This is a genomic window from Methylobacterium sp. 001424705 (assembly GCF_059816145.1).
Genome location: NZ_JCBANU010000050.1, coordinates 1 through 11,050 on the forward strand (window position 1 = coordinate 1; position 11,050 = coordinate 11,050).

Consider the following 11,050-nt stretch of genomic DNA (forward strand, 5'->3'; position numbering starts at 1 on the left):
AATCCTCTTCACAGAGGATCCGCAAGAGCAAAATCGCCGCCCACGCTTCTCTTTCTCAGATTCACTTGTCAAAGAACATTGTACCGAACACGAACCGTTCGGTCCCAATGCCGCTACAGACAAAAACAGTTGGTCATCCAGCTCTTCGCCGGATCCCCATCCGAAAGTCTCTGCAGAAGCGTCGGTGCGCCGCCAAACCCGTTGGCCGGCGCCGATGAGCCGGGGTATACGGGCGCCGGCCGGGGCCGTCAACACCCAACATCACATTTTTACGACGCCCATGCGCAAGGCGCCCCAGCGACCGCCGGGTTGGGCGCGCAGGGCCCCCATGCGTCGCCCCCCACCCCTATCCGGCGGCACTCTCTCACGGTGCCGATCGGCGGGGGAGGGGCGGTCTCGGCCTGTCCACGGCGGATTGCGCCACCGCGGCCCCGTTCGGCCCCAATTTCGGCGGAGGGCGCATTCACCGCATCTTCACACGATTGCCACATGCCTATGGAATGCGCCGCGGCCGCGTCGCGGGGCGTCTTTGCTCCGACCTCGCAGCGCGCTCCGCTTCGGTATCAGATCTAATCCCGACTGATTACGGGCGCGCACGAGGGAGCATCAGCGCGCGGAGACACTTGCAACGACTAAGTGGCTCGCTCAAAATACAGTTGTGGAGAGGGGCGGGCCGCACCGGTCTCGCCGGGAAGGAAGCAGATCGTGACGCAGGCCCGGGATTCCGCCGAGCTGGCCTCGGCACTGGCGCAGTGCCGGACGGCCTTCATCGGCGTGGCCGCCATGAGCGGGCTCGTGAACGTGCTCTATCTCACCGGCTCGTTCTTCATGCTCGAGGTCTACGACCGGGTGATCCCGAGCCGGTCGGTACCGACCCTGATCGGCCTCTGCATCCTGGCCTTCGTGCTCTACATCTTCCAGGGACTGCTCGAAGCCCTGCGCTCGCGCATCCTGGCCCGCATCGGTGCCGCCCTGGACGAATCCCTGAGCGGGCGAGTCTTCGACATCGTGGTGCGCGCGCCCCTGAAGGGGGCCGCCCCCGGCGACGGCCTCCTGCCCCTGCGCGACCTCGACCAGCTGCGCGCCTTCCTCGGCGGCTCGGGCCCCTCCGCCTTCTTCGATCTCCCCTGGATGCCGATCTATCTGCTGATCTGCTTCCTGTTCCATCCCCTGATCGGCGTCGCCGCCCTCGTGGGCGCGGCCGTCCTCGCCACCCTCGGCCTTCTCACCGACCGGGCGACCCGGCATCCGGCCCAGACCGCCACCGCCCACGGCCTGCGTCGGAACGGCCTGGCCGAGGCCGGCCGCCGCAACGCCGAGGTCTTGGCCGCCATGGGCATGCAGGGGCGCTTCGGCACCCGCTGGGCCCTGGCCAACCGCGACTACATGCAGTCCCAGCAGCGCGCCTCCGACATCGCCGGCGGCTACGGCGCCGGCTCCAAGGTGTTCCGCACCGCCCTGCAGTCCGGGGTGCTGGCGCTGGGCGCCTACCTCGTGATCAACGGTCTGGCCTCCGCCGGCATCATCATCGCCTCCTCGATCCTGGTGGCCCGGGCCCTGGCCCCGGCGGAGCTCGCCATCGCCAACTGGAAGAGCTTCGTCCAGGCCCGCCAGTCCTGGGCCCGCCTCTCCGAGCTCTTCGCCCGCATGCCCGCCGGCGCGCAGCCGCACGCGCTCCCGGCGCCATCCCGCGCGCTTCAGGTCGAGAGCGTCAGCGTCGCCCCGCCCGGAACTCCCCGCCTCGTGGTCCAGGACGTCAGCTTCGCCCTCCAGGCCGGCCAGGGCCTCGGCGTCATCGGCCCCTCGGCCTCGGGCAAGTCGAGCCTGGTGCGCGCCCTCGTCGGGGTCTGGCCGGCCGTGCGCGGGAAGGTGCGCCTCGACGGCGCCGCCCTCGACCAATGGTCGGCCGACGATCTCGGCCCCCATATCGGCTTCCTGCCCCAGGAGGTGGAGCTGTTCGCCGGCACGGTGGCGGAGAACATCGCCCGCTTCGATCCGCAGGCCCCCTCCGACGCCGTGATCGCGGCCGCCCGCGCGGCCGGCGTGCACGAGCTGATCCTGCGCCTGTCGGAGGGCTACGACACCCGCATCGGCGAGGGCGGTGCCGGCCTCTCCGCCGGCCAGCGCCAGCGCGTCGGCCTGGCCCGGGCCCTCTACGGCGATCCCTTCCTGGTCATCCTCGACGAGCCCAACGCCAATCTCGACGCGGAGGGCGAGAACGCCCTGACCCAGGCGATCATCGGGGTGCGCCGCCGCGGCGGCATCTGCATCGTCATCGCCCACCGGCCGTCCGCCCTCGGCGCGGTCGACCTCATCCTGATGATGGCGGAGGGCCGGGCCCAGGCCTTCGGGCCGAAGGACGAGGTCCTCAAGCGCGTGCTGCGTCCGGCCTCGGTCCCCGTGGAGGCCCGCCCCGTGGACACGCAGGCCGGCCCCGGCGCCCTGCAGGAGAGTGCATGATGTCCGTCGCCCTCAGCCCCGTCGACCTGCATCCCGCCCTCACGGCCCCGCGTCCCACCGCGCAGGGCTCGATCCGCCGCCACCTCGCCCTCGGCCTCGCCCTGGGCGCGGTGCTGGTGGTGGGCGTGGGTGGCTGGGCCACCTTCACCCAGATCTCCGGCGCCGTGATCGCGCCGGGCCAGCTCGTGGTCGAAACCGACGTGAAGAAGGTGCAGCACCCCACCGGCGGCGTCGTCGGCGAGCTGCGGGTCCACGACGGCATGCGCGTCAAGGCCGGCGACATCCTGATCCGTCTCGACGAGACCCAGACCCGGGCCAACCTCGACATCATCCTGAAGGCCCTGGACGAGCTCTCCGCCCGGCGCGCCCGCGACGAGGCCGAGCGCGACGGCGCCGCCACCATCGCCTTCCCGCCCGAGTTGCTGGCCCGCAAGGACAGCGATCCCTCGGTGGCCCACCTGATCGAGGGCGAGACCCGGCTGTTCAGGTCCCGCGTGGCCGGCCGCGAGGGCCAGAAGGCGCAGCTGCGCGAGCGCGTCCAGCAGCTGCGCGAGGAGATCAAGGGCCTGACCGAGCAGGTCGCGGCCAAGGCCCGCGAGGTCGGCTTCATCACCGGCGAGTTGCAGGGCGTGCGGGAGCTCTACGCCAAGAACCTGGTGCCCCTGGCCCGGGTCAACGCCCTGGAGCGCGACGCCGCGCGCCTCGACGGCGAGCGCGGGCAGCTCCTCGCCTCGACGGCCTCGGCCCGCGGCAAGATCGCCGAGACCGAGCTGCAGATCCTTCAGATCGACGGCGACATGCGCACAGAGACCGGCAAGGACCTCGCCGAGATCCGGGGCAAGTGGTCGGAATACGTCGAGAAGCGCGTGGCCGCCGAGGACCAGCTCAAGCGTGTCGACATGCGCGCCCCGCAATCGGGCACGGTACACCAGATGACGGTGCACACGATCGGCGGCCTGGTGACGCCCTCCGAGCCCGCCATGCTGATCGTGCCGGAGGCGGACCAGCTCGCGGTGGAGGTGAAGATCCAGCCGCAGGACATCGACAATGTCCGCCTCGACCAGGCGGCGGTGCTGCGCTTCTCGGCCTTCAACCAGCGCACCACGCCGGAGATCGACGGGGTGGTGTCGCGGGTCTCGGCCGACGTCACCTCCGATCCGAAGACCGGGATGAGCTACTACACGGCCCGCATCCGCGTGCCGGAGGACCAGAAGGAGCGCCTCGGCACCGCCCGCCTCGTCCCGGGCATGCCGGTCGAGACCTTCATGCAGCTCGGCAACCGCTCGGTGCTCAGCTACCTCACCAAGCCGCTCACCGACCAGATCGCCAAGGCCTGGCGAGAAAAGTAAGGCCTGGTGAGAAAAGTAAGGCTTGGCGCGAGAAGTAAGGCCTGGCGAGAAAAGGAAAACGTGGCGCGAGGCCTTCGTCTCGCCGGAAGCCGGATGGCCCCGGCCTGCGCGAAGGCCGCTGCGCCTGAACGGGGGATGGCCCGTGCGCTGGCGGGAGGGATCAGCAGGCCGGCTGGATCGCGGACATCAGGCTTCGAAGGACGGCCCGGAGATGGGCGCGGAGCGCCAGGACCCGCTCGTCCGGCAGGGTCTCGGTTCCTGCCCTCTCGCATCCGGGACCTGCAAGATATCCGTCGAACCCGCTCATCGGCAGCGCCCCTCAATGCCACGACGCATTTTTGCAGTGCACAAAAGACAAAAAGTATTATTCCAGACCGATTGTCAATACCTGCTTCTAGCGCAATTGCGCATCCCATTCGCCAATTGCATCTTCGATGAATGAAGCGCTTAATTCTACCTGAAGTTAATCGGGATTGAGCAACGATATCCGATACTGAGCACGCCACGGCCTCCCTTTGACTGGCCCGTCGCCCGTACCCTGAGACCTGGATCCCTTCCGGCCTGGAACGGACGTGCGGCGGTTCGGGCGGCAGGTCAGCGGGGGCGACAGGCCCATGCTCGTCCCTGCGTCCCGAGGGCCATTTCCCCGATGCGCTTCCATTTCGATCTCACCGATGGCCGGACCACGATGCCCGACGCGAGGGGCGCCGAAGCGGCCGACCTCGCCGAGGCCATCGCCCAGGCCGCGCTGGTCATCGAGGAACTTCGCAGGGGCGGCGAACTGGTCCATGTCGAGGGCGCCTGGGATCTCGTGATCCGGGATGCGGACGGGCGGGACCTGCACCGCATCCCCGTCGTCCCGAGGGCGTAAGTGCGCGGGCCTGCGCGTCCGAAGCCGAAGCTATGCCGCATCGACGGGGCCGTGCATTAACTTTCCATGTGCGGTTCACGATCAGCGGTTCACGATCAGCGGCTCACGATCAGCGGCTCACGATGCGTGGCCTGCCCTGAGCCGAGGCGGGTCGGAGGAGGGGCCGACCGGGTGAAGGCGGGGCGATTCGCGTCCGGGACGACTCAGGAATGGCCCAACGCGGCGGCGATGCGGGCCAGGCGCCCGTCCGGATGCGCCAGGGCCTCGAGGATCGAGAAATGATCCGCGCCGTCGAGCGCGACGCAGCGGGTCTCGGGCTCCACCGCCGCGCGCGACGCGGCGTAGGCCTTCGACTGGCGCCGAAGTTCGGGCAGTTCGTCGGCCCCGTAAGCGACCACCAGGGGGACGAAGCGGCGGGGGGCCAGGCGGATCGGCGACAGCGCCTCCACCTCCCCGGGCGTGAGCCGGAGCGCGTCGTCGAGGGACGTCCGGCGGATGGGCGCGAGATCGTAGATCCCGCTGATCGCGAGGCCGGCATCGGCGTCCGGCCCGTCCAGCGCCAGGGCGGCGAGGTGCCCGCCCGCCGACCAGCCGGAAACCACGAGGCGCCGACGCCCCAGGCCCACGGCGGCATCGTGCGCCCGCAGGGCGCGCAGGGCCGCCCGGATCTCGTCCGCGATCCGGGTCAGCGACGCCTCCGGCGCCAGGGTGTAGCCGATCAGGGCCACGTCGAGGCCGAGGGCGAGCGGCCCCTCGGCCAGACAGGCGAAGCCCTCCTTGGCGTTCCGCTGCCAGTAGCCGCCATGGATGAAGGCCAGCAGCGGGGCGCCGGCCCGTCCGCAGGCGAACAGGTCGATCCGATTCCGGGGGCCGGCAGCGTGGGGCGGTCCCGGATCGTAGGGGAGATCGAGGGTGTGGCCCGGGCGGGCCCGGAGGGCGGCGCTGCGCGCGCTCCAGTCGGCGAGGCGGGCGGCGCTGTCGGCGACCGCCCCCGCATTGTCGTAGGCCCGGCTCAGGGCCGCGCGGTCGAGGTCCCGCCAGTCCGTCGGCGGCGTCCCGTCGGTCTCAAGCCTCATCGCCGGTTCCCCGATACCAGTCCACGAGTTCGCCCCCTTGGGCGAACCAGACGTCGTCGCGGGCGAGGAGCGCGTCGAGGAGCCGTTCCAGCAGCCCGATGCGGTGGGGGACGCCGGTGATGTAGGGGTGGAGGGCGAATCCCATCACCTTGGCGCCGCCCAGCGGCCCGTCGCCGGCCGCCTCCGCGGCGAGGCGCTCGACCTGGGCCAGCGCCCGGGCCACGAACTCGTCGGCACGGTGATGCTGGATCGCCAGCAGGGGGATGTCGTTCAGCTCCACCGAGTAGGGCAGGGCGATGAGCGGGCGCGTCGCGGTGGCGATGCGGCTGGGCCGGTCGTCCACCACCCAGTCGCCCACATAGTCGAGACCGGCGGCGGCGAGGTGGTCCGGGGTGTCGAGGGTCTCGGTCAGGCCGGGCCCGAGCCAGCCCCGCGGGTTCGTCCCCGTCACGGCGCGGATCGCCGCCAGGGTCCGGGCGATCATCGCGGGCTCGTCCGCGATGCGGTGGGTCGGGACCTGGTGGAAGCCGTGGCCCATGAACTCCCAGCCCGCGGCGTGGGCTTCGTGCGCCACGCGGGGATAGGCCTCGCAGACCGAGCCGTTGATCGACAGGGTCGGGCGAACCCCGCGCGCCTGGAACGCCGCGAGGAAGCGCCAGAACCCGACGCGCATCCCGTATTCGTGCCAGCCCCAGTTGGCGAGGTCGGGCAGGAGGGGCGCGCCGGTCGGCGCCACCAGGATCTGGCGCGGCATCGGGTTGTCGATGAGCCAGTGCTCGACATTCACCACCGGCCAGATCGCCACGTGCTTGCCCTTCGGCAGGACGAGGCGCGGCCGGTCGATGGCGGCCCGGTAGGCGAGGCGGCGCTCGGGGCGGCGGGGGTCCGACAAATCCGGTTCGGTCATGCGGGCTCGGCGCGGCACCAGGGGTTGGACATGTGGAGGGCGGCGGGCGCCGCCCGTTCCCCTTCCCCTCGAGGGGGAGAGGGACCCGTTCCGGACGTCAGCGCCTCACGCGGCAACGCGGCCGTGATGGCTGTGGAGCTGGGCCGAGAGCATCCGGCGGATGTCGTTGAAGGCCGGGCTCGAGACGTCGCGGCGGCGGGGCAGGGCGATGTCGTGCACGGCGTCGATCCGGCCGGGGCTCGGCGACATCACCACGACGCGGTCGGCGAGGAAGATCGCCTCCTCGATGGCGTGGGTGACGAACAGCACGGTCAGGCCCGTGCGGCTCCAGAGCTCGAGGAGCTCGTCCTGCAGGCGCTCGCGGGTCATGGCGTCGAGCGCCCCGAAGGGCTCGTCCATCAGCACCACCTCCGCCTCGTTGGCCAGCACCCGGGCGATGGCGACGCGCTGCTTCATGCCCCCCGAGAGCTGGTGGGGATGCGCGTCCGCAAAGGGGCCGAGGCCCACGAGGTCGATGTAGCGGGCCACCGTGTCGCGGATCTCAGGCGCAGGGCGCCCGCGGGATTTCGGACCGAATCCGATGTTGTCGCGGACCGAGAGCCAGGGGAACAGGCCGTAATCCTGGAAGACCATGCCGCGCGACGGGTCGGGGCCGGCGATGGGCTTGCCCCACATGCACGCTTCGCCGGAGGAGGGCGCCTCGAAGCCGGCGGCGATGCGCAGCAGGGTGGACTTGCCGCAGCCCGAGGCGCCCAGCAGGCAGACGAACTCGCCCCGCGTCACCGTGAGGTTGGCCCCCTTCAGGGCGGTCACCGTCCTGCCCTGGACCGCGAAGGTCTTGCCGACGTCGCGGATCTCGAGAATCGGAAGCGTCGGATCACCCATGAGACGGACTCCAGGCCAGGAGGCGGCGGCCGATCAGCATGACGATCCGGTCCGACAGGAAGCCCGCGACGCCGATGACGATCATGCCGCAGATGACGATCTCGGTGCGGGAAAGCTGGCGCGCCTCCATGATGATGGCGCCGAGCCCCGTCTGCACGCCGGTCATCTCGCCGACCACGATCACCACCCAGGCGAAGCCGAGACCGAGGCGCAGGCCCGTGAAGATCGACGGCAGGGCGGCGGGCAGCACCACCCGGGCGAACTGGGCCGAGCCCCGGCAGCCGAGCATCGCCGCCGCCTCGAACAGGCGCGGCTCCACCGAGCGCACCCCGAAGATGGTGTTGACCAGGATGGGGTAGAACGCCCCGAGGAAGACGAGGAAATAGGCCGAGCGCGGCCCGAGGCCGAACAGGATCATGGCGAGCGGCAGCCAGGCGGTGACCGGCACCGGCCGCAGGATCTGGAAGGTCGGGTCGAGGAGCTGGCGCATCAGCGGCACCCGCCCGATGAGGAGGCCGAGGGGGAGCGCGAACAGCACCGCGAGGGCGAAGCCACCGTAGACCCGCGACAGCGAGGCGCCGAGATGGGTGAGAAGGGTGGCGCTGAAGGCGTCGTCGTTGATGCCCCCCACGGCGAGGTCGACCAGCGCCGTCCAGACCTCCGCGGGCGGCGGGATCAGGCTGTAGGGCCGCCCCGTCGTCAGGAGATGCCAGATGACGGCGAGCCCGGCGGGGATCGCCAGGGCCAGGGCCGCCGCGCGCAGGCGCCCCCAGGGCCATGCGACGCGCGGGCGGGGCGGGGCCGCCGGCACGGACGCCGCGACGGCGGCCGGCGCGGCGCTCACGCGTCCCTCATGGCATCGACGAAGCGGGTGTCGATGAAGGTCGAAAAATCGGGCAGGCGCTTGATCTGCTTCAGGGCGAGCATCCGGTCGGCATAGACCTTGGCCTGGGCGACCTCGGTCTCACCGAGCTTCCATTTCAGCTCGACGTTCGGGGCGGAGAGTTCCAGCGCCTCCCGCTTCTGCCCGAGCTTGGCCACCGCCATGGCGATCATCGCCTCGCGGTTGCCCTGCGCGAACTCCGTGGCCTTGCGGTGGATCTCCAGCATCGTGCGGACGATCTCGGGCCGCTGCGCCGTGGTGTCGGCGTGCGCGCCGAACACCATGTTGAGGGCGCCCATCTCGGTCCCGTAGGGATACTCGACGAGGCTGCCGACGCCGCTGGCGAGGCTCACGCCCGGGGCCGGCTCGGCGCCCACATAGGCGTCGATGTCGCCGCGCGCCAGGGCAATGTGCATCTCCGAGAACGAGATCCGCACCGGCGTGATGTCCTTCACGCTCATCCCTTCCTGGCGCAGGCGCTCCAGGGCGAAGACCTCCTGGGTCGAGCCGGGCCACAGGGCGACGCGCTTGCCCTTGAGGTCCTTGAGGGCGGCGATGCCCGCATCCTTCCTGGCGATGATCGCCATGCCGCGGTTGCAGGTCGAGGCGATGATGACGAGGGGCTCGCCGGCGGCCGCTCCCAGGGTGCCGGCGGCGATGCCGAAGGTCCCGAAATCCACCGACTTCGTCACCACCGCGTTCTTGCACTCGGTGGGGCTCTCGAACGGCACGACCTCGACCTTGTATCCGGCCGGGGTGAACGACTCGTAGAAATGCGGCGCGATCGAGTGGATCAGCTTCAGGGAGCCCATCCGGATCACCGTGGGGGCCTGCGCCCGGGCCGGACGGGGAAGGCCGAGGGGCGTGGCCAGGAGGCCGGCGCCGAGGCCGGCCAGGAGGGTGCGACGGCGGATCATGGCGGGGCTCCGGACGGCAAGTCTCGACCACCGAGGCTAGGGTCATCGCCTGTTGCACGCGAGTGCTGTTTCTTGACTGCCCCGTTGCCGATCGGGCAACAGGGGCGGGACCAGCGGACCCGCACGATGAAGCACCTACGCATCCTCACCTACGTGGCCGAGGTGGCCCGCCACGGCGCGATCCGCCGGGCGGCGGAGCGGCTCAACATCACGCCCTCCGCCCTGACCCGGCAGATCCAGGACCTCGAATACGAGCTCGGCACGCCGATCTTCGAGCGGGTGGCCCAGGGCATGCGCCTCAACGCGGCCGGCGAATTGCTGGTGCGCCACATCCGCGACCAGCGCGCCGACCTGGAGCGGGTGCGCTCGCAGATCGCCGACCTGTCCGGGGTCCGGCGCGGGCACGTGGCGCTGGCCTGCAGCCAGGCCTTCGTCAACCACGTGGTGCCGGACGAGGTCGAGGCCTACCGGGCGCAGTTCCCGCAGGTGACCTTCACCGTGCAGGTCCGCGATCACGTCCAGGCGGTGGCGGCGCTGGCCCAGTTCGAGGCCGACCTCGCCCTGGTGCTGCAGCCGCCGCCCTCGGCCGACATGCAGGTGCTGTTCTCCTGCCGCCAGACGCTGTGCGCGCTGATGCGGGCCGAGCACCCGCTGGCCGCAGAGACCGGCCCGGTGCGCCTGCGCGACTGCCTCGCCCACCCGATGGCCCTGCCGGACCGCTCGCTCGCCATCCGCCACCATTTCGACGACGCGCTGGGCCGCCGGGGCACACCGCTGAGGCCCGCCATTGAGTCGAGCTCGCTGGAATTCCTGCGCAACCTCGTCCTGCGCGAGGACGCGGTCAGCCTGCAGGTCCCGAGCGGCATCCCCGAAGATCCCCGCCTGCGCTCCCGCCCCATCGACGCCCGGGACCTCGCCCCGATGGCGCTGATCCTGGCGCAGCTGCGGGGCCGCACCCTGCCGGTGGCGACGGCCAAGTTCGCCGACCGCTTCGCGAGCAGCCTGCACCGGCGCTACGGCGTCGCGGCATCCTGACGGCGGAGGCGGAGATGCGCGTTCCCCGCCGCGTCCCCATCTCCACCCGGACCATTGGCACGGGATCGGACATGACGCGGATGCGCCTGCGCGGCGGTGCGGCCTGGTTCTCCGCGGCCGCGGGCTGGATCGGCCTCCTGGCGGCCGGCGTGACCCTGGCGGTCGCGGCGGCACCGGTGCTCGTACCCGCCGCGCGCGCGGGCCGCCTCCTCGCGGCGGCCGACGATCCCGGCGCCCTGGCGGAGATCCGCCTGGAGCGCGCGGCCACGCCGGAGCGCCTGGAGGCCGGGCTCGATGCCGCGGTCGCGGCGGAGGACGAGGACCTCGCCTTGAGCTTCCTGGCGCTGGCCGAGACCCGCGGCCTGCCCGTCGATCCGGCCCGCCGGGGCCGCGTGGAGGCCCTGGCGCAGGGCCGGATGAGCCGCGCCGCCCGGGACTTCGCGGCCGGGGCGGTCTCGGGCACCGCGGAGGGGACGGCGGGTCTCGCCGGCACCCTCGCGGCCGACGTGACCGGCCTCGGCGACCTGCGCGACCTCCTGCGCGAGGGCGGGCGCTACGCCCGCGCCGAGCCCTACGACCCGCTCCTCCTCGGCATGGCGCTGGTGGGCCTGCCGCTCACCGTCGCCACCTGGACGGCCGGTGCGGCGGCCGAGCACGAGGGCATCGC

The 11,050-nt window shown here is 71.6% G+C and carries 9 protein-coding genes and 1 pseudogene; 5 read left to right on the top strand and 5 right to left on the bottom strand.

All coding sequences use genetic code 11. From position 1 onward, the window contains the following. The first annotated feature begins 702 nt into the window (after positions 1–702). The 3 genes from AC6EUL_RS22185 to AC6EUL_RS22195 all read left to right on the top strand — a co-directional run bounded on the left by AC6EUL_RS22185 (position 703) and on the right by AC6EUL_RS22195 (position 4,680). Positions 703–2,460: a type I secretion system permease/ATPase gene (locus AC6EUL_RS22185; protein ID WP_407067277.1), complete on the top strand. Its 1,758-nt coding sequence runs from the start codon at positions 703–705 to the stop codon at positions 2,458–2,460. Continuing rightward, on the top strand, positions 2,460–3,809 hold the full coding sequence (locus AC6EUL_RS22190; RefSeq protein ID WP_056221817.1) for an HlyD family type I secretion periplasmic adaptor subunit: 1,350 nt from the start codon (positions 2,460–2,462) through the stop codon (positions 3,807–3,809). Before AC6EUL_RS22185 ends, AC6EUL_RS22190 begins: the two co-directional genes overlap by 1 nt. A 649-nt stretch (positions 3,810–4,458) precedes the next feature. After that, on the top strand, positions 4,459–4,680 hold the full coding sequence (locus tag AC6EUL_RS22195) for a DUF6894 family protein (RefSeq protein ID WP_056221819.1): 222 nt from the start codon (positions 4,459–4,461) through the stop codon (positions 4,678–4,680). A gap of 203 nt (positions 4,681–4,883) precedes the next feature. Here AC6EUL_RS22195 and AC6EUL_RS22200 read toward each other — a convergent pair whose 3' ends face one another. The 5 genes from AC6EUL_RS22200 to AC6EUL_RS22220 all read right to left on the bottom strand — a co-directional run bounded on the left by AC6EUL_RS22200 (position 4,884) and on the right by AC6EUL_RS22220 (position 9,348). Beyond that, positions 4,884–5,756, bottom strand: a complete 873-nt coding sequence (locus tag AC6EUL_RS22200; RefSeq protein ID WP_499872742.1) for an alpha/beta hydrolase — start codon at positions 5,754–5,756, stop codon at positions 4,884–4,886. After that, positions 5,746–6,663 (bottom strand): polysaccharide deacetylase family protein, encoded by a 918-nt coding sequence (locus tag AC6EUL_RS22205; RefSeq protein WP_499872747.1) that lies wholly within the window; start codon positions 6,661–6,663, stop codon positions 5,746–5,748. Before AC6EUL_RS22205 ends, AC6EUL_RS22200 begins: the two co-directional genes overlap by 11 nt. A gap of 105 nt (positions 6,664–6,768) precedes the next feature. After that, the gene (locus AC6EUL_RS22210) at positions 6,769–7,548 is read right to left on the bottom strand and encodes an ABC transporter ATP-binding protein (protein WP_056221828.1); all 780 of its coding nucleotides are present in this window, start codon (positions 7,546–7,548) and stop codon (positions 6,769–6,771) included. Then, positions 7,541–8,392, bottom strand: a complete 852-nt coding sequence (locus AC6EUL_RS22215) for an ABC transporter permease (protein ID WP_499872752.1) — start codon at positions 8,390–8,392, stop codon at positions 7,541–7,543. Before AC6EUL_RS22215 ends, AC6EUL_RS22210 begins: the two co-directional genes overlap by 8 nt. Further along, entirely contained in the window at positions 8,389–9,348 is a 960-nt protein-coding gene (locus tag AC6EUL_RS22220; RefSeq protein ID WP_056276977.1) for an ABC transporter substrate-binding protein, read from the bottom strand. The genes AC6EUL_RS22215 and AC6EUL_RS22220 overlap by 4 nt, the downstream gene beginning before the upstream one ends. Before the next feature lie 126 nt (positions 9,349–9,474). Here AC6EUL_RS22220 and AC6EUL_RS22225 point away from each other — a divergent pair, with 126 nt between their 5' ends. Both AC6EUL_RS22225 and AC6EUL_RS22230 read left to right on the top strand, forming a co-directional pair. Next, positions 9,475–10,383, top strand: a complete 909-nt coding sequence (locus AC6EUL_RS22225) for a LysR family transcriptional regulator (RefSeq protein WP_056381005.1) — start codon at positions 9,475–9,477, stop codon at positions 10,381–10,383. A gap of 71 nt (positions 10,384–10,454) precedes the next feature. Further along, a pseudogene (locus AC6EUL_RS22230) lies at positions 10,455–11,050 on the top strand (hypothetical protein); the annotation flags it as partial.